Source organism: Pseudomonas sp. TWI929, assembly GCF_039673335.1.
Classification (GTDB): Bacteria; Pseudomonadota; Gammaproteobacteria; order Pseudomonadales; family Pseudomonadaceae; genus Aquipseudomonas.
Genome location: NZ_JBDJLK010000096.1, coordinates 1 through 19,718 on the forward strand (window position 1 = coordinate 1; position 19,718 = coordinate 19,718).

The following is a 19,718-nucleotide window of genomic DNA, read 5'->3' on the forward strand; positions in this document are numbered from 1 at the left end:
GCCTGGTCCGGGGCCCGCCCCTCGAAGCAGGCGACTCGATCTCAGATCAGTCTTCGCTGATGGTAATGCTCGGCATCGCCGGCGCCGCTGCTTCCTGCAGCACGATCCGCGCGCCCACCTGACGGGCCAACTCCTGGTAGACCATGGCAATCTGGCTTTCCGGCTCGGCAATCGCTGTCGGCTTGCCACTGTCGGCCTGCTCGCGGATCAGCATCGACAGCGGCAGCGAGGCCAGCAGGTCGACGCCATACTGCGCCGCCAGCTTCTCGCCACCACCTTCGCCGAACAGATGCTCGGCATGGCCGCAGTTCGAGCAGATGTGCACGGCCATGTTCTCCACCACGCCCAGCACCGGGATGTTGACCTTGCGGAACATCTCCACACCCTTCTTGGCATCCAGCAGGGCCAGGTCCTGCGGGGTGGTGACGATCACCGAACCGGCCACCGGCACCTTCTGCGCCAAGGTCAGCTGGATGTCGCCAGTGCCCGGTGGCATATCGATCACCAGGTAGTCCAGGTCATCCCAGGCGGTCTGGGTCACCAGCTGCAGCAATGCACCGGAAACCATCGGGCCACGCCAGACCATCGGCGTGTTGTCGTCAGTCAGAAACGCCATGGACATGACTTCCACACCATGGGCCTTGATCGGCACAAACCACTTTTGCTCGCGAATCTGCGGGCGGGTGCCTTCGGCGATACCGAACATCACACCCTGGCTGGGGCCGTAGATGTCGGCATCAAGAATACCCACCCGCGCACCTTCGCGGGCCAGGGCCAGGGCCAGGTTGGCCGCGGTGGTCGATTTACCCACACCGCCCTTGCCCGAGGCCACGGCAATGATGTTCTTGACGTTGGCCATGGCCGGCACCTGGGCCTGGGCCTTGTGCGCGGCCACCACGCAGTCGATCGACACCTCGGCGCTGCTGACGCCCTCGAGGTTGCCGATGGCGGTCTGCAGCACCTGGGCCCAGCCATTCTTGAACAGCCCTGCGGCATACCCCAGCTGCAACTGCACGCTGACCTGCCCGCCCTGGATATCGATGGCGCGCACGCAACCGGCGCTGACCGGGTCCTGGTTCAGGTAGGGGTCGGTGTACTGGCGAAGCACGCCTTCGACGGCGGCACGGGTGACGGCACTCATGGAGACTCCCATTGGCAAACTGAATGTAAAACAGGCGCCTATCCTAACCCGTCAATCGTCAGCAGATGCGCATGCGGGGTGAAATATCTTCGCCAGCCCTTTATAGTGGCCGATCAACCTCATTTTTACCCCGTCGCCAGATAAGTAGCCGAGCCACCATGTCCGAGCCACGTCAGATTCTCGTTACCAGCGCCCTGCCCTATGCCAATGGATCGATCCATCTTGGCCATATGCTGGAGTACATCCAGACTGACATGTGGGTGCGCTTCCAGAAACTGCGCGGCAACCAGTGCATCTATGTCTGCGCCGACGACGCCCACGGCTCGGCCATCATGCTGCGCGCCGAAAAGGAAGGCATCACCCCGGAGCAACTGATCGCCAACGTCCAGGCCGAGCACAGCAGCGACTTCGCCGACTTCCTGGTGGACTTCGACAACTTCCACTCCACCCACAGCGAAGAAAACCGCGAACTGTCGAGCCTGATCTACACGCGCCTGCGTGAAGCCGGGCACATCGCCACCCGTTCGGTGACCCAGTACTTCGACCCGGAAAAGGGCATGTTCCTGGCCGACCGTTTCATCAAGGGCACCTGCCCCAAGTGCGCGGCCGAAGACCAGTACGGCGACAACTGCGAAAAATGCGGTGCCACCTACGCACCTACCGAGCTGAAAAACCCCAAGTCGGCGATCTCCGGTGCCACCCCGGTGCTGCGTGATTCCCAGCACTTCTTCTTCAAGCTGCCAGACTTCCAGGCCATGCTGCAGCAGTGGACCCGCAGCGGCACCCTGCAAGACGCAGTGGCCAACAAGCTGGCCGAATGGCTGGACTCCGGCCTGCAGGAGTGGGATATCTCCCGCGATGCGCCGTACTTCGGCTTCGAGATCCCGGGCGAGCCAGGCAAGTACTTCTATGTGTGGCTGGATGCACCGATCGGCTACATGGCCAGCTTCAAGAACCTCTGCGCACGCCGCCCGGAGCTGGATTTCGACGCCTTCTGGAACGAAGGCTCCAAGGCCGAGCTGTACCACTTCATCGGCAAGGACATCGTCAACTTCCACGCCCTGTTCTGGCCTGCCATGCTTGAAGGCGCTGGCTTCCGCAAGCCGACCGCGGTCAACGTGCACGGCTACCTGACCGTCAACGGCGCCAAGATGTCCAAGTCGCGCGGCACCTTCATCAAGGCCCGCACCTACCTCGACCACCTGCAGCCGGAATACCTGCGTTATTACTACGCGGCCAAACTGGGCCGTGGCGTCGATGACCTGGACCTGAACCTGGAAGACTTCGTACAAAAGGTCAACTCCGACCTGGTCGGCAAGGTGGTCAACATCGCCAGCCGCTGCGCCGGCTTCATCCACAAGGGCAACGAAGGCGTAATGGTGGCTGGCGATGCCGCACCGGAGCTGACCGAAGCCTTCCTGGCTGCCGCCCCGTCCATCGCCGACGCCTATGAAGGCCGCGACTTTGGCCGCGCCATGCGTGAAATCATGGCCCTGGCCGACCGCGCCAACGCCTGGATCGCCGACAAGGCACCGTGGTCGCTGGCCAAGCAGGAAGGCAAGCAGGATGAAGTGCAGGCCATCTGTGCCCAGGGCATCAACCTGTTCCGCCAGCTGGTGATCTTCCTCAAGCCGGTGCTGCCGCTGCTGGCTGCCGATGCCGAGGCTTTCCTCAATGTTGCCCCGCTGACCTGGAACGACCACCTGTCGCGCCTGGAAAACCACCAGCTGAACCCGTTCAAGGCGCTGATGAGCCGTATCGAACCGGCCAAGGTCGAAGCCATGGTCGCAGCCAGCAAGGAAGACCTGCTGGCCGCCGAAGCCAAAGCCCCGGCCGGCAACGGCGAACTGACCAAGGACCCACTGTCGGCGGAAATCGAGTTCGACACGTTTGCCGCCGTCGACCTGCGCGTGGCGCTGATCGTCAAGGCCGAAGCCGTAGCGGGTGCCGACAAGCTGCTGCAACTGACCCTGGACATTGGTGACGAGCGCCGCAACGTATTCTCCGGCATCAAGTCGGCCTACCCGGACCCGTCCCAGCTGGAGGGCCGCCTGACCATGATGGTAGCCAACCTCAAGCCACGGAAAATGCGCTTTGGCGTGTCCGAGGGCATGGTCATGGCCGCCGGCCCTGGCGGTGAAGAAATCTACCTGCTGAGCCCGGACAGTGGCGCCAAGCCAGGTCAGCGCATCAAGTAACTGACCTTGCTAGGGGCTGCTCTGCAGCCCTATCGCGGCACAAGGCCGCCCCACAGGGAACTGCACCCCCTGTAGGAGCGGCCTTGTGTCGCGATAGGGCCGCAAAGCGGCCCCAAGGCCTCAGGCCAAACACCGGACAATCGCCACGATTCCCGGCTATCGTCATCTCATGAGCGATTACCTCTTGGTCCTGATCAGCGCCGCGCTGGTCAATCACCTGTGCCTACCACATCAGCCCATCCACAGGCTGCACCTTCATGTGCACGGCCTGGCCTGTGCCCTGTGCATTGCCTTGGGCGTGATCGGCGCTCAGCTGCTGATGCGAGGGGTGCTTGCCCCTTTGCACATCGAAGACCTTGCCCTGTTCCTGTTGTTGCCCTGGCTGGCCCTGTTCGCCTGGAGCGTGCCCTGGCTATTGGCCAAGTTGCGCCCGGCCTGGCCCGTAGTGGGGTTGCCGGCACTGCTGCCGAGCAATGCCGTAGCGCTGGGGCTGGCCCTGCAACAGGCAAGCGACGACAGCACATGGCTTGCCACGCTGCTGCAAGGCTTGTTGGCCGGCAGTGGTTTCTGGTTGGCGCTGGCCTTGTTCGCCGACCTGCGCCAACGCACTGACCATGCCGACATACCCGGCGTACTGCGCGGCCTGCCCATCGAATTGATCGGTGCCGGGATAATGGCCATGGCGTTTTCCGGCTTCAATGGGTTATTCAGCCAATGAACAGCAAACCTGACCCGCGGCTACGCACCAGCATGGGCCTGGTTTTGCTGGCTTGCGTGCCTGGCCTGCTGACGCTGCTGTGGCTGCACGGCTGGGGTTTGCTACTGAACCTGCTGCTATGCGCCAGTGCTGCGCTGGTATGCGAAGCACTGCTGCTGGCGTTACGCGCACAACCGCTGAGCGCGGCGTTAAACGATGGCAGCGCACTGGTGACCGCCGTGCTGTTGGCCGCTGCCCTGCCCACCCTCGCCCCATGGTGGTTGCCTGTAATCGCCGCAAGCGTTGCCATTGGTATCGGCAAGCAGGCCTTTGGCGGTGTCGGGCGCAACCTGTTCAACCCGGCCATGGTCGGCTATGCCTTCGTATTGCTGAGTTTCCCGCTGCAGATGAACCACTGGCCAGGGCCAGCGCCTGGCTTGCTCGACAGCCTGCAACAGGTGTTTACCGGCGGCGAGCAGATCGACGCCTGGGCCCGCCCGACCCTGCTCGACGGCCTGCGCCACAACCGCAGCCTGACCATCGATGAACTGTTCGCCAGCCACCCTGGTTTCGGCAGCATCGGCGGGCGAGGCAGCGAATGGGTCAACCTGGCGTTCCTGCTGGGCGGGTTGTTCCTGTTGCAGCGCAAGGTGATCAGCTGGCATACGCCGGCTGGGCTACTGGCAGGGCTGTTGCTGCTCAGCCTGCTGGGCTGGAACGGTTCGGGGTCGGACTCCAACGGTTCGCCCTTGCTGCACCTGTTCTCCGGCTCGACCATGCTGGCGGCGTTCTTCATTGCCACCGAGCCAGTATCCGGCCCCCGGCACGAGTGGGCCAGGCTGTGTTTCGGCCTTGGGGCGGGGCTACTGATCTACCTGATTCGCACCTGGGGTAGCTACCCGGATGGCACGGCGTTCGCCATCCTGCTGATGAACCTGGTAGCGCCAAGCCTTGAGCGCCTGGCCTTGCAGCGCCAGCAGGCCACGCCATGAACCGCCCGCTGCGCGATGCGTGCCTGCTGCTGCTGATTGGGGTATGCGCCTTGTCAACCACCTTGGCTTGGCGGCACTGGACCAGCACGGCCATTGCCGACGCCGAGAAACAACTGCAAAGCCGCCAGCGGCTGGCTGTGTTGCCCGAAGGCAGCTACGACAACCAGCCGCTGGATACCCCGCTATCAAGGCCCGCTCCACAACGCCCAAACAGCCGCATCCTGGCGGCTTACCGGGCTACCTTGGCAGGCAAACCCACCGCCGTCATCCTGGTCACCCAGGCCCAGGGCTATGCCGGGCCGATCGTGCTGAGCGTCGCCATCGCCGCAGATGGGCGCCTGATTGGCAGCCAGGTGGTCGAGCAACAGGAAAGCCCCGGGCTGGGTGCACGCCTGGGCGACCCACAAGTGAACTGGTTAGGGCAATTTACCAACCGGCTATTGACCGATCATTGGGCCCTGAAGCGAGACCAGGGTGACTTTGACCAATTGGCAGGCGCAACCGTTACCTCGCGGGCAGTGATCGCCGCATTGCAGGAGGCCCTGGGCTACTTCGACGAACAGCGCGGCATGCTGCTGGAGGGCGCCACCCATGAATAGGTTCTACCTGCTGCCCGTAACCCTTGTACCCCTGCTGGGCGCCACACACACACTCCGCGAAGGTGCGGCCATCGGCCTGTGCGCGGTAGTTTTGAGCAGCCTGCACCAGCTGTTGATGGCAGCACTGCGTCAGCGTCTGGCCAACTGGGCGTATGTGCTGGCCAGCCTGCTGCTGCTGGCAGCGCTCGCCAGCTGCCTGCAACTGGCCCTGCGTGCCTGGCTGCTACCGCTGGCGCTTGCCCTCGGCCACTACCCTGCGCTGCTGTGCCTGCAATGCCTGGCCATTGACTACCTGCTGCCCAACCAGGGCCGCTGGCACATGCTCGCCAGGCACCTTGGCGCTGTGCTTGTTACTTGCCTGCTGCTCGGCGCCTGCCGACAATGGCTGGCCGACTTTGCCGACATCCACCTGGCCAGCCTGGCCCCCGGCGCCCTGCTACTGCTCGGACTGCTGTTGGCCTTGTACAATCGCCTGCGCCCGGGCTCCGCCCACCCACGTCGTCAAGGAAAGCTCTGATTTCATGAATGCCGCCAAACGCCTGGAGATCTTTCGCAGGCTGCACGAAGACAACCCCGACCCCAAGACCGAACTGGCCTACACCACTCCGTTCGAACTGCTGGTCGCCGTGACACTTTCTGCGCAATCCACCGACGTCGGCGTCAACAAGGCCACCGCCCGCCTGTTCCCCGTCGCCAACACCCCCGAGGCCATCTACGCCCTGGGCGTTGAAGGCCTGAGCGAATACATCAAGACCATCGGGCTATACAACAGCAAGGCCAAGAACGTCATCGAAGCCTGCCGCCTGCTGATCGAGCAGCACGGCAGCCAAGTGCCGCAAACCCGAGAAGCCTTGGAGGCACTGCCCGGCGTGGGCCGCAAGACTGCCAACGTGGTGCTCAACACGGCGTTCCGCCAACCGACCATGGCGGTGGATACCCATATCTTCCGGGTTAGCAACCGCACAGGCATTGCGCCTGGCAAGACAGTGCTGGAAGTGGAGAAAAAACTGATCAAGTTCGTGCCAAAGGATTACTTGCTCGACGCCCACCACTGGCTGATCCTGCACGGGCGCTATGTGTGCCAGGCACGCAAGCCAAGGTGCGGCAGCTGCCGGATCGAAGATTTGTGCGAATACAAGCACAAAACCTCCGACGATTGAGCCGATAGCTGGAAACCACTCGCAGCGATTGAAAAAATCTTTTTTACCGGCGTCTGCTTTCTGGTTATAAGGACGGCCAATGGCCCCTTGGCTTGGAGCGACTCATGAGCACCGATAAAGACGACCTGTCGATCGAAGATGATTTTGTTGCCACAGAGGATGACGCGGAGCCCCAGGTGGAAAACGCAAAGACCAACCTGAGCAAACGCCGCACCATCGACAACATGCTGGAAGAACGGCGCCTGCAGAAGCAGCTGGCCGATTTCGACTACGATCTGTAGCCTTGGCAAAGCCTCCTGAGCGGAGGCTTTACGGCATGGCGGTCAGCTCAAGCCTTGCCGTTGCGCCAACTCGATCAGATCGACCAGTGATCGTGCATTGAGCTTGAGCAACAGGCGTGACTTGTAAGTACTGACCGTTTTGTTACTGAGGAACATGCTGTCGGCAATCTCCTTGTTCGAACGCCCTCGTGCCAACTGTTGCAGCACCGTCATTTCGCGTGCCGAGAGGCGGTTGACCATATCCACCTCACTACCCCCACCCCTGCCACGTGACGTATGCAGTGCCTGATTGGGAAAGTAGCTGTAGCCCGACAACACGGCCTTGATGGCGCTCAGGAGTTCGGTGAGCTCCTGCTGCTTGCACACGTAACCCGCCGCTCCCGCCTGCATGCAGCGCATCGAGAAATTGCCGGGGGCCTGCGACGTCAGCACCAGTACCTTGCTGCCCGGGCTGAAAGCCGCCATGCGGGCGATCACCTCCAGGCCGTCCAGCTTGGGAATACCGATATCGAGCACTACGATATCCGGCAGGTGTTGCCGTGTCAGCTGCAGCGCTGCCACCCCATTGTCGGTCTCCGCAACGACGTCATACCCATGCCGCTCCATCAGCATGCGTACGGCCAGGCGTATGACCGGATGATCATCCACGATAAGCACTTTATTCATGCGATATCCATTCATTCATTGTTTTGCTTTGGCACACCAAGATAACCGACAGAACGCCTGATGGCGCGGCGATTTGGCAACGAAATACATGAACAGATAAACCCTACAACTCTTGCAGAATTTTCCTACAAACAAGTTTTGTAGTTGTAACAATCAACTTCTTTATTCCGCAACGAACGGTATCATCCGCGTGCAAAAGCGCACAGTTGAAAACTGAGCATTACCTGAAGAAAGATCCAGCTCAAACAGGTGAAAAAACAAAGCTGCCGGGATTCTTGGCGATTATTCCTCACCCGGAAAACAATCCAGTCTTTAGTTGAGTGCTGTTGTAAGGTAAAGATGGGCAAAACTGCTGGAGACGGCCCACATGACCCAAGCACAACCTGTCGCCCCGCTGACGATCATTGCCATCTTCGCTGGGATTATCGAAGCGTCCGCCCTCGCGACACTGCCGTTTCTCAGCGAGTCCAGCCAAAAACTCTATACGTGGTTTCTGGTGGGCTTCCCGTTCTTTCTGACGGCACTGTTCTTTCTCACGCTCAATTTCAATTACAAGTCATTCTATAGCCCGCCGCCAAACCGAACGGCAAACGGCAACACGCCGGCATCGAACAACCTGATCAAGCCTGGCATGGCCAGTGACGCCAGCAAGACGGTACACGGTGAGCCTGTCACGTTCATGTTTTCCGGGCCCGACGCCTATCGCCTGATGGAGCAACAACTACAGCTCGCACTTGCCCAACCGCCAGAGCCAGCGCGCACCTGGCGCTTTTGCAATCTGGATAAACGCCAATGTGCGCTGCTGTCGATAAGTGCGCTTGAGGGCGCCATTGTGACTGACGAACGTTGAACGCCCTGGTCTTTCTGCACGCATAAAAAACCCCGGCATGAGCCGGGGTTTTTGTTACACACGCCAGCAATCAGAGCAGCGAACGGCCCTTGTTGGCAGCAATGCGCATACGCAGCGCGTTGAGCTTGATGAAGCCAGCAGCATCCGCCTGGTTGTAGGCGCCGCCATCTTCCTCGAAGGTCGCGATGTTGGCGTCGAACAACGAGTCGTCCGACTTGCGGCCGACCACGGTGACATTGCCCTTGTACAGTTTCAGACGTACCACACCGTTCACATTGACCTGCGAAGCGTCGATCATCTGCTGCAGCATCAGACGCTCCGGGCTCCACCAGTAGCCGGTGTAGATCAGGCTGGCGTACTTCGGCATCAGCTCATCCTTCAGGTGAGCGACTTCGCGGTCCAGAGTGATCGACTCGATGGCACGGTGGGCCTTGAGCATGATGGTACCGCCAGGGGTCTCGTAGCAGCCGCGCGACTTCATGCCGACGTAACGGTTCTCGACGATGTCCAGGCGGCCGATGCCGTTGGCACCGCCGATACGGTTCAAGTCGGCCAGGACGGTAGCCGGGCTCTTCTCGACGCCGTCGATGGCAACGATGTCACCGTTGCGGTAGGTCAGCTCAAGGTAGGTAGCCTGGTCCGGGGCGTTTTCAGGCGAGACGCTCCAGCGCCACATGTCTTCTTCGTGCTCGGTCCAGGTATCTTCCAGGACACCGCCTTCGTAGGAGATGTGCAGCAGGTTGGCGTCCATCGAGTACGGCGACTTCTTCTTGCCGTGGCGCTCGATCGGGATGCCGTGCTTCTCGGCGTAGTCCATCAGTTTTTCGCGGGACAGCAGGTCCCACTCACGCCATGGGGCGATGACCTTGACGCCTGGCTTCAGGGCATAGGCACCCAGCTCGAAACGCACCTGGTCGTTGCCTTTGCCGGTGGCGCCGTGGGAAATGGCGTCGGCACCAGTTTCGTTGGCGATTTCGATCAGGCGCTTGGCGATCAGCGGACGGGCGATGGAAGTACCCAGCAGGTACTCGCCTTCGTAAACGGTGTTGGCGCGGAACATCGGGAACACGAAATCACGCACGAACTCTTCGCGCAGGTCGTCGATGTAGATTTCTTTAACGCCCATTGCCTGAGCCTTGGCGCGGGCCGGCTCGACCTCTTCGCCCTGCCCCAGGTCAGCAGTGAAGGTCACCACTTCGCAGTTGTAGGTATCCTGCAGCCACTTGAGAATCACCGAAGTATCAAGGCCGCCGGAATACGCCAGTACGACCTTTTTTACGTCCGCCATGCCATCACTCCACGGGGTTGTACGGAAAGGGATCGATTCTAACGACGTTGCGGATAAATTTACAGTGGGGCGACAGCTTCTGACGACAAAGCGACAGGAACTTTCGTAGGGGCGACTTGCCGTCGGATAGGTATGGAATACCGCTCCTACAGAAATGCCCCACAGTCCTCAGGACTTGCCCGGTGGTGTAGCTGGTATTGGCTCAAGGGGCTTTTCGACAGGCTTTTCCAACGGTTTATCGATCACCGCCACCCGATCCAATTCGATATTCACCCGCCGATTCCGCGCCCGATTCGCCGCACTGTTGTTCTTCGCCAACGGATACCGCTCGCCATGGAAGCGCACGGTAATCTGCTCGTCCGGCACACCATGGGCCTTGAGGTAATCGGCCACGGCCAGCGCCCGACGGCGGGACAGGTCGCGGTTGGTCAGGCGGTTGCCGCTGTTGTCGGAGTGGCCGTTGAGCTCGACGTGGTTAACCGTCGGGTCGGCTTTCATGTAATCAAGGATCACGTCCAGCCGCGCCTTGGCGTCGTCATCCAGCTCGATGCCGCCACCCGGGAAGCCTACCTGGGTCTGACGCACCTGGTCGTAGTTCATCGGCAGCAGTTTGCCCGCACAAACCTGGTAGTCGCTGTATGCCTTGGCGAAGCTTACCGGCAGCACGCGCACTTCCATCGGCCTGCCCGCCTCACCGGCGTAGTTGCGCACCACCGTACTGCGCCCGTCGAGCAGGCCGTTGATCAGGCGGCTGGCCTGGCCCTGGGACGAGCTGAACAACACGCCGGTGCGAGCCATGCGCACGTTGCCCAGGTTGATGTCGCCACGCCCTGGCTGCCACGGCGCCGCGGCAGCCAGCAAGGTGGCCGTACCCGTACCCAGCACATTGCTGGCCGAGCGTAACTGGAACACCGGCTGCTCGCCCGCCCGGCGCACGAACTCACCACTGCCAAAACCGTCGATCGGCTGGATCAGCCGGCATTCGAACTGGTCACCCTCGACCTTCCAGGCAATGTTCTCCATGCGCGTCTGGAAGGTCAGCGCGCCGGCCGGCAGGCTGGCGAACAGGGTCAACAGGGCTAGGTAACGCTGGCGCACGGGCGGCTCCACAAATTCTGACGGCTTACCTGCAGGCTATCGGACGCCTGCTGGAAAACTTGATAGCCGTGCTCGCCCCAGGGTTTTCCGGTAGCATTGGGGCTTGAGTTCGACCCGCCTGGAATCCCCAATGTCCGATCGCCTGACCCTCCTGCGCCCCGACGACTGGCACATCCATCTGCGCGATGGTGCCGTCCTGCCCCACACCGTTGGCGACGTGGCGCGTACCTTCGCCCGTGCCATCATCATGCCCAACCTGGTACCGCCGGTGCGCAATGCCGCCGAGGCCGGCGCCTACCGTGAGCGCATCCTCGCCGCCCGCCCGACCGGTAGCCGCTTCGAGCCGCTGATGGTGCTGTACCTCACAGACCGTACCAGCCCCGAGGACGTCCGCGCGGCCAAGGCCAGCGGTTTCGTGTACGCCGCCAAGCTGTACCCGGCTGGCGCCACCACCAACTCCGACTCGGGCGTGACCAGCATCGACAACATCTTCCCGGCCATCGAGGCACTGGCGGAAGTCGGCATGCCACTGCTGGTGCACGGCGAAGTGACCCGCAGCGAGATCGACGTGTTCGACCGCGAAAAGCGTTTCATCGACGAGCACATGCGCCGCGTAGTCGAGCGTTTCCCGACGCTGAAAGTGGTGTTCGAGCACATCACCACCAGCGATGCCGCGCAGTTCGTCACCGAGGCCCCGGCCAACGTCGGCGCGACCATCACCGCGCAGCACCTGCTGTACAACCGCAACCACATGCTGGTTGGCGGCATTCGCCCACACTTCTACTGCCTGCCGATCCTCAAGCGCAACACCCACCAGGTGGCGCTGCTGGACGCGGCCACCAGCGGCAACCCGAAGTTCTTCCTGGGTACCGACTCGGCTCCGCATGCCCGTCATGCCAAGGAAGCTGCCTGCGGGTGCGCCGGTTGCTACACCGCCTATGCGGCCATCGAGATGTACGCCGAAGCGTTCGAACAGCGTAACGCGCTGGACAAACTGGAAGGCTTTGCCAGCCTGCATGGCCCGGCCTTCTATGGCCTGCCGGTGAACACCGACACCATTACCCTGGTTCGCGAAGAATGGACCGCCCCGGACAGCCTGCCGTTTGGCGAGCAGACCGTGGTGCCGCTGCGCGCTGGCGAAAAACTGCGCTGGCGCCTGCTGGAGGAAAACGCGTGAGCGAAGACCTCTACGAAGACGACCTGGACACCCAGGGCAGCAGCGGTTCGCGCCACCCGATGGCCGAACGCTTCCGCGGCTACCTGCCGGTGGTGGTGGATGTGGAGACCGGCGGCTTCAACAGCGCCACCGATGCTCTGCTGGAAATTGCCGCGGTCACCATCGGCATGGACGAAAAAGGCTTCCTGTTCCCCGAGCACACCTACTTCCACCGGGTGGAGCCGTTCGAGGGCGCCAACATCGAGCCAGCTGCGCTGGAGTTCACCGGGATCAAGCTGGACCACCCGCTGCGCATGGCCGTCAGCGAGGAAAGTGCGCTGACCGACATCTTCCGTGGCGTGCGCAAGGCCCTCAAGGCCAACGGCTGCAAGCGGGCGATTCTGGTCGGCCACAACAGCAGCTTCGACCTGGGCTTCCTCAATGCGGCGGTAACGCGCAACGACCTCAAGCGCAACCCGTTCCACCCGTTCTCCAGCTTCGACACCGCTACCCTGGCTGGCCTGGCGTATGGCCAGACCGTACTGGCGCGGGCCTGCCAGAGCGCCGATATCGACTTCGACGGGCGTGAGGCGCACTCGGCGCGTTATGACACCGAGAAGACGGCCGAGCTGTTCTGCGGCATCGTCAACCGCTGGAAAGAGATGGGCGGCTGGCGCGATTTCAACGATTGATCTGAAATCCTGGGGCCGCTTCGCACTCCCAGAACCCAGGCACAAAAAAACCGGCCACCAGGGCCGGTTTTTTCATGCACGCGGCAATTACAGCTTGCCAGCGTTCTCGCTCAGGTAGGCAGCAACGCCTTCTGGCGAAGCGTTCATGCCTTTGTCGCCTTTTTTCCAGTTGGCAGGGCAGACTTCGCCGTGCTCTTCGTGGAACTGCAGGGCGTCAACCAGACGCAGCAGCTCGTCCATGTTGCGGCCCAGTGGCAGGTCGTTGATGATCTGCGAACGGACAACACCATTGGTGTCGATCAGGAAGGCGCCACGGAAGGCCACGCCGCCTTCGGACTCGACGTCGTAGGCCTTGCAGATTTCGTGGGTCATGTCGGCAGCCAAGGTGTACTTGACCTGGCCGATGCCGCCGTTGTTGACCGGGGTGTTACGCCAGGCGTTGTGGGTGAAGTGCGAGTCGATCGACACGCCGATCACTTCCACGTTGCGCGCCTGGAAGTCAGGGATGCGGTTGTCCAGGGCGATCAGCTCGGACGGGCAGACGAAGGTGAAGTCCAGCGGGTAGAAGAACACCAGGCCGTACTTGCCCTTGATGGCCGAAGCCAGGTTGAAGCTGTCGACGATCTCGCCATTGCCCAGCACGGCCGGAACGGTGAAATCGGGGGCTTTCTTACCAACGAGTACGCTCATTGTAATCTCCTGATGAGGGTGAAAAACCGTTTGCCGGGCCAGACGGGCTTGCCCGACATCCAACAAAGGCCGACCATCATACACGGCTTCTGATGACAGGCCGAATCCCTCGACGAAGCAACCGCCGGTCGCTCAAGCACGGCCCTTCCAGAAAGTCCTTTGACAAGCATTCTCATTAACATTAAGCTCCAACCCATCGACCCAACCAGCGATGGTCAGCCCTTATGTATGTGTGTCTTTGTGTCGGCGTTACCGACGGACAGATCCGCGATGCGATCTATGAAGGATGCTGCAGTTACAAGGAAGTGCGAGCCGCGACCAACGTCGCCAGCCAGTGTGGCAAATGCGCCTGCGTAGCCAAGCAGGTGGTCCGCGAGACCCTGACCGAGCTTCAGGTCAGCCAGGCAGCCCTGCCCTTCCCTGTGGAATTTACCGCGGCCTGAATACCCGAATTCGAAGAACCGGACCCTGAGTCCGGTTTTTTTATGCCTGCAATTCAATAAGTTAGCGTACCAACGCGGTTCACAAACATTCTTATTCCTATTAATTTTCACTTACTATTCAATAACTTAGGTTTGACACACCTAAGTATCAGGCTCAAACTTCCCTGTATTGGCACACTTCTACAGGGCAGGAACCCGACATGAAAGGCGACGTAAGCGTCATCCAGCATCTCAACAAGATCCTCGGAAACGAGCTGGTCGCGATCAACCAGTACTTCCTGCACGCACGCATGTACGAAGATTGGGGCCTGAACAAACTCGGCAAGCACGAGTACAAGGAATCCATCGACGAGATGAAGCACGCTGACAAATTGATCAAGCGTATTCTCTTCCTCGAAGGCATCCCTAACGTTCAGGACCTGGGCAAGCTGCTGATCGGCGAGCACACCAAGGAAATGCTCGAGTGCGACCTGAAAATCGAACAGAAAGGCCTGGTCGACCTCAAGGCAGCCATCGCTCACTGCGAAACCGCAGGCGACTTCGGCTCGCGTGACATGCTTGAAGATATTCTCGAATCCGAGGAAGAACACATCGACTGGCTGGAAACCCAGCTGGGGCTGATCGACAAGATCGGTATCGAAAACTACCTGCAGTCGCAGATGGGCGAAGAATAAATATTCGCCACATAAAAAAACCCGCGATCAGCGGGTTTTTTTATGCTTGCCGGAAAATCAGGCCTCAGAAGCCTTGGCCTTGGCAGCCGCTTCCTTGATCAAGGTTTGCAGCTCACCCTTCTCGAACATTTCCAGCATGATGTCGCTGCCACCAACCAGCTCACCGGCTACCCACAGCTGTGGGAAGGTCGGCCAGTTGGCATATTTTGGCAGGTTGGCGCGGATTTCAGGGTTCTGCAGGATGTCGACGTAGGCGAACTTTTCGCCACAACCCATCACAGCCTGCGATGCCTTGGCCGAGAACCCGCACTGCGGGGCATTCGGCGAGCCTTTCATGTAAAGCAGAATGGTGTTGTTGGCAATCTGCTCTTTGATCGTATCGATGATATCCATCTAGCACCTCAGCTGAACTTTCCGACGCGGTCGTCGGCACGGTGACGCATTGTATCGGAAAGCCGAGCAGCGTGCTCGGCCTTACCGTTCCTTACGCGGCCTCTACCTGCACGGGTACGCCATTGAGCGCAGCGTTGCCGGAAACCGCGTCCCGCAGGCGGTCATCGGTCAAGTCGTTGGCACTCACCCCAGGCTGTGCCTGGGCGATCCGCATATGCACGCCCTGACGACCATGACCGAAGCCATGGGGCAGGCTGACCACACCTGGCATCATGTCTTCACAGGCCTGCACTTCGACCTCCAGGGTGCCGGTACGCGAACGGATGCGCACCCGCTGGCCATCCTGCAGTTGCCGCTGCTGCAGGTCGTGCGGGTGCATCAACAACTGATGGCGTGGCTTACCTTTCACCAGGCGGTGGAAATTGTGCATCCACGAGTTGTTGCTGCGCACATGGCGGCGGCCAATCAACAGCAGTTCACCTTGCACCGGTGGTGCTTGTTGCGCCAAGCGAAGCAGGTCGTCCAGCAGCACCTGAGGCGCCGCTTCCACTGCATTACTGGCGGTGCCCAGGCGTGCGGCGAGGTTAGCGCGCAATGGCCCGAGGTCGATGCCATGCGGGTGTTCGTCCAGCGTTGCCAGTGAGAGCTGCCACGGCGTTGCTTCACCGTAACGTCCTTTACGCAGGGCCAGATCGATCATCTGCGCCGGCGCCCAGGTCGGTTTCAACTCCAGCTCGGCACGCTTGGCAAACGCCTGCGCCAGGCCGACGAAGATCTCCCAGTCATGCAGTGCCCCTTCCGGTTTGGCGAGGATCGCCCGGTTGAAGCGGGTGACGTTGCGCACGGCCAGCAAGTTGAACGTGCTGTCGTAATGGTCGTTTTCCAGTGCCGAGGTGGAGGGCAGGATCAGGTCGGCATGGCGGGTGGTTTCGTTGATGTAGAGGTCAATGCTGAGCATGAACTCCAGCCCCTCCAGGGCTTCATCCAGCTGGCGGCCGTTAGGCGTGGACAGCACGGGGTTGCCGGCCACCGTCACCAGGGCACGCACCTGCCCTTCGCCTGGCGTCAGCATCTCCTCGGCCAAGGCCGCCACGGGCAGCTCGCCACCGTACTCGGGCAAGCCCGACACCCGGCTCTGCCAGGCATTGAAATGACCACCTGAGGTGGTAGCCACCAGGTCGACTGCAGGCTCCGTGCACAACGTGCCGCCTTCTCGGTCAAGGTTGCCGGTCACCAGGTTGATCAGTTGCACCAGCCAGTGGCACAGGGTGCCAAAGGCCTGGGTAGAGACACCCATGCGGCCATAACACACCGCCTTGCCGGCAGCAGCGTAGTCCCGTGCCAGCTGGCGAATGTCCACCGCGGCAATGCCACAGTGCGCACTCATGGCCTCGGCGCTGAATGGCGCGATCGCCTCACGCACTTGCTGCAGGCCATTGACCGGCAAATGCGTGCCGCGCGCCAGGCCTTCTTCGAACAAGGTGTTGAGCAAGCCGCACAACAAGGCCGCATCGCCACCGGGACGGATGAACAGGTGCGTATCGGCCATGGCCGCCGTTTCGCTGCGTCGCGGGTCCACCACCACCAGGCGCCCGCCCCGGCCGCGCAGGGCCTTCAGGCGCTTTTCCACGTCCGGAACGGTCATGATGCTGCCATTGGAGGCCAGCGGGTTGCCGCCGAGGATCAGCATGAAATCGGTCTGGTCGATGTCCGGGATCGGCAGCAGCAGGCCATGGCCATACATCAAGTGGCTGACCAGGTGTTGCGGCAACTGGTCCACCGAGGTGGCCGAGAAGCGATTGCGGGTTTTCAGCAGGCCGAGGAAGTAGTTGCTGTGGGTCATCAACCCATAGTTGTGCACGCTCGGGTTGCCCTGGTACACCGCCACGGCATTGCGCCCATGGGCTTGCTGGATCGCCCACAGTTTGTCGGCGGCCAACCCGAAGGCCTCATCCCAGCCGATGGCCTGCCAATGCTCGCCCACTCGCTTGTGTGGCTGGCGCAGGCGGTCGGGGTCATTCTGGATGTCCTGCAGGGCCACGGCCTTGGGGCAGACATGGCCGCGGCTGAACGGGTCCTGGGGGTCGCCCTTGATCGAGCTGATCAGCGCCCGCCCGTCGTCTTCGTGGCTGACTTCGATGTTCAACCCGCAGATCGCTTCGCACAGGTGACAGGCACGGTGATGCAGGGTCTTGGTCATGGCCGCCTCTGCCTTGCTGTTGTGGAGAGATGTCGAACATCGACTATGCGCTCCGCCCCTGCCCCCGGCCAGCCCGCTTCGCCGCGTGAATCCACCGACATCAGGCGCACGATTTGCGACAGCCATTTGCCAAATTGCCAGCAAGCCGTGTACAACCTTCTGTAGCAAATAAAAAACAGCACGGGCCAATGGGTAAAGACACCCTTTGCAACACCCTTTGCGATCAGGCCGCTGTTTCCCCCCTTGGCTTCAGGCGACATTTACTTATAGTATTGCGCCTTTCCCTATTTCGTCCGCCCCGTGCGGCTTACGCCGCAGGTCACTCCCGTTGTCAAAAAAAACCATACGGTCGACCTGCATACCGTTGCAGATAAGGTAGTCAATCATGAGCGCTAGGCACTTTCTCTCCCTGCTGGACTTCACCACCGACGAATTGCTCGGGGTGATCCGCCGCGGCATCGAGCTGAAGGACCTGCGCAAGCGAGGCGTGCTGTTCGAGCCCCTGAAGAACCGCGTACTGGGCATGATTTTCGAGAAGTCCTCGACCCGTACTCGTGTGTCGTTCGAGGCTGGCATGATCCAGCTCGGCGGCCAGGCCATCTTCCTGTCCCCGCGCGACACCCAGCTGGGCCGTGGCGAGCCGATCAGCGACAGCGCCATTGTGCTGTCGAGCATGCTCGACGTGGTGATGATCCGTACCCACGCCCACAGCACCCTGACCGAATTCGCCGCCAACTCGCGCGTACCGGTGATCAACGCCCTGTCCGACGAGTCGCACCCGTGCCAGCTGCTGGCCGACATGCAGACCTTCCTTGAACAGCGCGGCCCGATCCAGGGCAAGACCGTGGCCTGGATCGGCGACGGCTTCAACATGTGCAACTCGTATATCGAGGCAGCCAAGCAGTTCGACTTCCAGCTGCGCATCGCCTGCCCGGAAGGCTATGAGCCGGACCCACGTTTCATGGCCATTGGCGGTGACCACGTGCAGATCGTCCGCGACCCGAAGGAAGCCGTGCGCGGCGCCCACCTGGTGACCACGGATGTCTGGACTTCCATGGGCCAGGAGGAGGAAACTGCACGGCGCCTGGCGCATTTCGCGCCTTACCAGGTCACCCGCGAACTGCTCGACCTGGCGGCACCCGACGCCCTGTTCATGCACTGCCTGCCTGCCCACCGTGGTGAGGAAATCAGCCATGACCTGCTCGACGACCCACGTTCGGTCGCCTGGGCCCAGGCTGAAAACCGCCTGCATGCACAGAAGGCCCTTCTCGAATTCCTTGTAGAACCGGCTTACCACCACGCATGAGTCAACCCCTACTGCTCAACCTGCGCAACCTCGCCTGCGGCTATGGCGACCAGCGCATCGTCCAGAACCTAAACCTGCACCTGAACGCAGGCGACATTGGTTGCCTGCTGGGTTCATCCGGTTGCGGCAAGACCACCACCCTGCGCGCCATCGCCGGCTTCGAACCGGTGCACGAAGGTGAAATCCAGCTGGCCGGCGAGGTCATTTCCCGGGCTGGCTTCACCCTGGCCCCGGAAAAGCGCCGCATCGGCATGGTGTTCCAGGACTACGCGCTGTTCCCGCACCTGACCGTGGCGCAGAACATTGCCTTCGGCATCGCCAAGCACCCACGCCAGGCCGAGGTCATCGAAGAGATGCTCGAGCTGGTCAAGCTCAGTGGCCTGGGCGGGCGTTACCCGCATGAACTGTCCGGCGGGCAACAGCAGCGGGTCGCCCTGGCCCGCGCACTGGCGCCAGAGCCGCAGTTGCTGCTGCTCGACGAGCCGTTCTCCAACCTCGACGTGGAGCTGCGCCGTCGCCTGAGCCATGAGGTTCGCGACATCCTCAAGAGCCGTGGCACCAGCGCCATCCTGGTGACACACGACCAGGAAGAAGCCTTTGCCGTCAGCGACCAGGTCGGTGTGTTCAAGGAAGGCCGCCTGGAGCAGTGGGACACGCCCTATAACCTTTACCACGAGCCGCAAACGCCATTCGTGGCCAGCTTCATTGGCCAGGGCTATTTCATCCGTGGGCAGATGAGCAGCCATGAGGCGGTCAATACCGAGCTGGGCGAACTGCGCGGTAACCGTGCCTACAGCATGGCGCCAGGCAGTTCGGTGGATGTGCTGTTGCGTCCTGACGATATCGTGCATGCGCCGGGCAGCCCGCTGCAGGCGGCCATTGTCGGCAAGAGCTTCCTCGGGGCCTCCACCCTGTACCGCCTGCAGTTGCCCACCGGCAGCCAGCTGGAAGCGATTTTCCCGAGCCATAACGACCACCAGGTCGGCGAGGATGTGCAGATTGCGGTGAAGGCCGATCACCTGGTGCTGTTCCCGGTGCCGGGGAGTGTGGCGGCGCAGCTGTCGCGGCAGGAGAACGGCGTTCGTCGGTACAGTTCGGCGACCTGATTCAGAATCTTGGGGCCGCTTTGCGGCCCATCGCGACACAAGGCCGCTCCTACAGGGATCTCGTCCCCCTGTAGGAGCGGCCTTGTGT

General features: G+C 61.5%; 21 protein-coding genes. 14 read left to right on the forward strand and 7 right to left on the reverse strand.

Annotated features, from left to right (window positions below):
- Nucleotides 1-46 precede the first annotated feature (46 nt).
- On the reverse strand, nt 47-1,141 hold the full coding sequence (apbC, locus tag ABE456_RS24885) for an iron-sulfur cluster carrier protein ApbC (RefSeq protein WP_346646304.1): 1,095 nt from the start codon (nt 1,139-1,141) through the stop codon (nt 47-49).
- A gap of 158 nt (nt 1,142-1,299) precedes the next feature.
- Here apbC and metG point away from each other — a divergent pair, with 158 nt between their 5' ends.
- From metG to ABE456_RS24920, 7 genes are all read left to right on the forward strand, one after another.
- The gene (metG, locus tag ABE456_RS24890) at nt 1,300-3,339 is read left to right on the forward strand and encodes a methionine--tRNA ligase (RefSeq protein WP_346646305.1); all 2,040 of its coding nucleotides are present in this window, start codon (nt 1,300-1,302) and stop codon (nt 3,337-3,339) included.
- Nucleotides 3,340-3,508: 169 nt separating this feature from the next.
- A complete protein-coding gene (locus ABE456_RS24895) occupies nt 3,509-4,057 on the forward strand; it encodes an Rnf-Nqr domain containing protein (protein WP_346646306.1) in 549 nt (182 codons plus the stop codon).
- Entirely contained in the window at nt 4,054-5,028 is a 975-nt protein-coding gene (locus ABE456_RS24900; RefSeq protein ID WP_346646307.1) for an RnfABCDGE type electron transport complex subunit D, read from the forward strand. Before ABE456_RS24895 ends, ABE456_RS24900 begins: the two co-directional genes overlap by 4 nt.
- Entirely contained in the window at nt 5,025-5,627 is a 603-nt protein-coding gene (locus ABE456_RS24905; RefSeq protein WP_346646308.1) for an RnfABCDGE type electron transport complex subunit G, read from the forward strand. Before ABE456_RS24900 ends, ABE456_RS24905 begins: the two co-directional genes overlap by 4 nt.
- Nucleotides 5,620-6,144, forward strand: a complete 525-nt coding sequence (locus ABE456_RS24910) for an Rnf-Nqr domain containing protein (RefSeq protein WP_346646309.1) — start codon at nt 5,620-5,622, stop codon at nt 6,142-6,144. The genes ABE456_RS24905 and ABE456_RS24910 overlap by 8 nt, the downstream gene beginning before the upstream one ends.
- A 4-nt stretch (nt 6,145-6,148) precedes the next feature.
- Nucleotides 6,149-6,787, forward strand: a complete 639-nt coding sequence (gene nth, locus ABE456_RS24915; RefSeq protein ID WP_346646310.1) for an endonuclease III — start codon at nt 6,149-6,151, stop codon at nt 6,785-6,787.
- A 104-nt stretch (nt 6,788-6,891) separates the two neighbouring features.
- Entirely contained in the window at nt 6,892-7,068 is a 177-nt protein-coding gene (locus tag ABE456_RS24920) for a hypothetical protein (RefSeq protein ID WP_346646311.1), read from the forward strand.
- 42 nt (nt 7,069-7,110) lie between these two features.
- Here the strand turns inward: ABE456_RS24920 and ABE456_RS24925 are convergent, their stop codons facing one another.
- Nucleotides 7,111-7,734: a response regulator transcription factor gene (locus ABE456_RS24925; protein ID WP_346646312.1), complete on the reverse strand. Its 624-nt coding sequence runs from the start codon at nt 7,732-7,734 to the stop codon at nt 7,111-7,113.
- Nucleotides 7,735-8,101: 367 nt separating this feature from the next.
- Between ABE456_RS24925 and ABE456_RS24930 the strand changes: the two genes are divergently transcribed.
- Nucleotides 8,102-8,584, forward strand: coding sequence for a hypothetical protein (locus tag ABE456_RS24930; RefSeq protein WP_346646313.1), 483 nt, complete (start codon nt 8,102-8,104; stop codon nt 8,582-8,584).
- A 70-nt stretch (nt 8,585-8,654) separates the two neighbouring features.
- Here the strand turns inward: ABE456_RS24930 and ABE456_RS24935 are convergent, their stop codons facing one another.
- Together ABE456_RS24935 and ABE456_RS24940 are read right to left on the reverse strand one after the other, a co-directional pair.
- Nucleotides 8,655-9,872: an argininosuccinate synthase gene (locus tag ABE456_RS24935; protein WP_346646314.1), complete on the reverse strand. Its 1,218-nt coding sequence runs from the start codon at nt 9,870-9,872 to the stop codon at nt 8,655-8,657.
- 168 nt (nt 9,873-10,040) lie between these two features.
- Nucleotides 10,041-10,970 (reverse strand): OmpA family protein, encoded by a 930-nt coding sequence (locus ABE456_RS24940; protein WP_346646315.1) that lies wholly within the window; start codon nt 10,968-10,970, stop codon nt 10,041-10,043.
- Between the two features lie 130 nt (nt 10,971-11,100).
- Here ABE456_RS24940 and pyrC point away from each other — a divergent pair, with 130 nt between their 5' ends.
- Together pyrC and rnt are read left to right on the forward strand one after the other, a co-directional pair.
- Entirely contained in the window at nt 11,101-12,147 is a 1,047-nt protein-coding gene (gene pyrC / locus ABE456_RS24945) for a dihydroorotase (RefSeq protein ID WP_346646316.1), read from the forward strand.
- Nucleotides 12,144-12,818, forward strand: coding sequence for a ribonuclease T (gene rnt, locus ABE456_RS24950; protein WP_063913139.1), 675 nt, complete (start codon nt 12,144-12,146; stop codon nt 12,816-12,818). The genes pyrC and rnt overlap by 4 nt, the downstream gene beginning before the upstream one ends.
- Before the next feature lie 87 nt (nt 12,819-12,905).
- Here rnt and ABE456_RS24955 read toward each other — a convergent pair whose 3' ends face one another.
- The gene (locus ABE456_RS24955) at nt 12,906-13,508 is read right to left on the reverse strand and encodes a peroxiredoxin (RefSeq protein WP_012273884.1); all 603 of its coding nucleotides are present in this window, start codon (nt 13,506-13,508) and stop codon (nt 12,906-12,908) included.
- A gap of 224 nt (nt 13,509-13,732) precedes the next feature.
- On the opposite strand from ABE456_RS24955, the gene ABE456_RS24960 reads away from it, so the two are divergent.
- Both ABE456_RS24960 and bfr read left to right on the forward strand, forming a co-directional pair.
- Nucleotides 13,733-13,951 (forward strand): bacterioferritin-associated ferredoxin, encoded by a 219-nt coding sequence (locus tag ABE456_RS24960; protein ID WP_346646317.1) that lies wholly within the window; start codon nt 13,733-13,735, stop codon nt 13,949-13,951.
- 200 nt (nt 13,952-14,151) lie between these two features.
- Complete coding sequence (gene bfr, locus ABE456_RS24965; RefSeq protein ID WP_003258014.1) at nt 14,152-14,625, forward strand: bacterioferritin; 474 nt, start codon at nt 14,152-14,154, stop codon at nt 14,623-14,625.
- 57 nt (nt 14,626-14,682) lie between these two features.
- Here bfr and grxD read toward each other — a convergent pair whose 3' ends face one another.
- Both grxD and ABE456_RS24975 read right to left on the reverse strand, forming a co-directional pair.
- Nucleotides 14,683-15,018, reverse strand: a complete 336-nt coding sequence (gene grxD, locus ABE456_RS24970; protein ID WP_016713741.1) for a Grx4 family monothiol glutaredoxin — start codon at nt 15,016-15,018, stop codon at nt 14,683-14,685.
- A 91-nt stretch (nt 15,019-15,109) separates the two neighbouring features.
- Nucleotides 15,110-17,218 (reverse strand): molybdopterin oxidoreductase family protein, encoded by a 2,109-nt coding sequence (locus ABE456_RS24975; protein ID WP_346646318.1) that lies wholly within the window; start codon nt 17,216-17,218, stop codon nt 15,110-15,112.
- A 385-nt stretch (nt 17,219-17,603) separates the two neighbouring features.
- Here ABE456_RS24975 and argF point away from each other — a divergent pair, with 385 nt between their 5' ends.
- Together argF and ABE456_RS24985 are read left to right on the forward strand one after the other, a co-directional pair.
- Nucleotides 17,604-18,524 carry an ornithine carbamoyltransferase gene (argF, locus tag ABE456_RS24980; protein ID WP_346646319.1) on the forward strand — a complete coding sequence of 307 codons (921 nt, stop codon included), beginning with the start codon at nt 17,604-17,606 and terminating at the stop codon, nt 18,522-18,524.
- Nucleotides 18,521-19,630 (forward strand): ABC transporter ATP-binding protein, encoded by a 1,110-nt coding sequence (locus ABE456_RS24985; protein WP_346646320.1) that lies wholly within the window; start codon nt 18,521-18,523, stop codon nt 19,628-19,630. The genes argF and ABE456_RS24985 overlap by 4 nt, the downstream gene beginning before the upstream one ends.
- The last annotated feature ends 88 nt before the right edge of the window (nt 19,631-19,718 follow it).

Coding starts and splice junctions, on each gene's coding strand:
- apbC (WP_346646304.1), bottom strand. CDS start 1,141: ATGAGTGCCGTCACCCGTGCCGCCGTCGAAGGCGTGCTTCGCCAGTAC.
- metG (WP_346646305.1), top strand. CDS start 1,300: ATGTCCGAGCCACGTCAGATTCTCGTTACCAGCGCCCTGCCCTATGCC.
- ABE456_RS24895 (WP_346646306.1), top strand. CDS start 3,509: ATGAGCGATTACCTCTTGGTCCTGATCAGCGCCGCGCTGGTCAATCAC.
- ABE456_RS24900 (WP_346646307.1), top strand. CDS start 4,054: ATGAACAGCAAACCTGACCCGCGGCTACGCACCAGCATGGGCCTGGTT.
- ABE456_RS24905 (WP_346646308.1), top strand. CDS start 5,025: ATGAACCGCCCGCTGCGCGATGCGTGCCTGCTGCTGCTGATTGGGGTA.
- ABE456_RS24910 (WP_346646309.1), top strand. CDS start 5,620: ATGAATAGGTTCTACCTGCTGCCCGTAACCCTTGTACCCCTGCTGGGC.
- nth (WP_346646310.1), top strand. CDS start 6,149: ATGAATGCCGCCAAACGCCTGGAGATCTTTCGCAGGCTGCACGAAGAC.
- ABE456_RS24920 (WP_346646311.1), top strand. CDS start 6,892: ATGAGCACCGATAAAGACGACCTGTCGATCGAAGATGATTTTGTTGCC.
- ABE456_RS24925 (WP_346646312.1), bottom strand. CDS start 7,734: ATGAATAAAGTGCTTATCGTGGATGATCATCCGGTCATACGCCTGGCC.
- ABE456_RS24930 (WP_346646313.1), top strand. CDS start 8,102: ATGACCCAAGCACAACCTGTCGCCCCGCTGACGATCATTGCCATCTTC.
- ABE456_RS24935 (WP_346646314.1), bottom strand. CDS start 9,872: ATGGCGGACGTAAAAAAGGTCGTACTGGCGTATTCCGGCGGCCTTGAT.
- pyrC (WP_346646316.1), top strand. CDS start 11,101: ATGTCCGATCGCCTGACCCTCCTGCGCCCCGACGACTGGCACATCCAT.
- ABE456_RS24955 (WP_012273884.1), bottom strand. CDS start 13,508: ATGAGCGTACTCGTTGGTAAGAAAGCCCCCGATTTCACCGTTCCGGCC.
- ABE456_RS24960 (WP_346646317.1), top strand. CDS start 13,733: ATGTATGTGTGTCTTTGTGTCGGCGTTACCGACGGACAGATCCGCGAT.
- bfr (WP_003258014.1), top strand. CDS start 14,152: ATGAAAGGCGACGTAAGCGTCATCCAGCATCTCAACAAGATCCTCGGA.
- grxD (WP_016713741.1), bottom strand. CDS start 15,018: ATGGATATCATCGATACGATCAAAGAGCAGATTGCCAACAACACCATT.
- ABE456_RS24975 (WP_346646318.1), bottom strand. CDS start 17,218: ATGACCAAGACCCTGCATCACCGTGCCTGTCACCTGTGCGAAGCGATC.
- argF (WP_346646319.1), top strand. CDS start 17,604: ATGAGCGCTAGGCACTTTCTCTCCCTGCTGGACTTCACCACCGACGAA.
- ABE456_RS24985 (WP_346646320.1), top strand. CDS start 18,521: ATGAGTCAACCCCTACTGCTCAACCTGCGCAACCTCGCCTGCGGCTAT.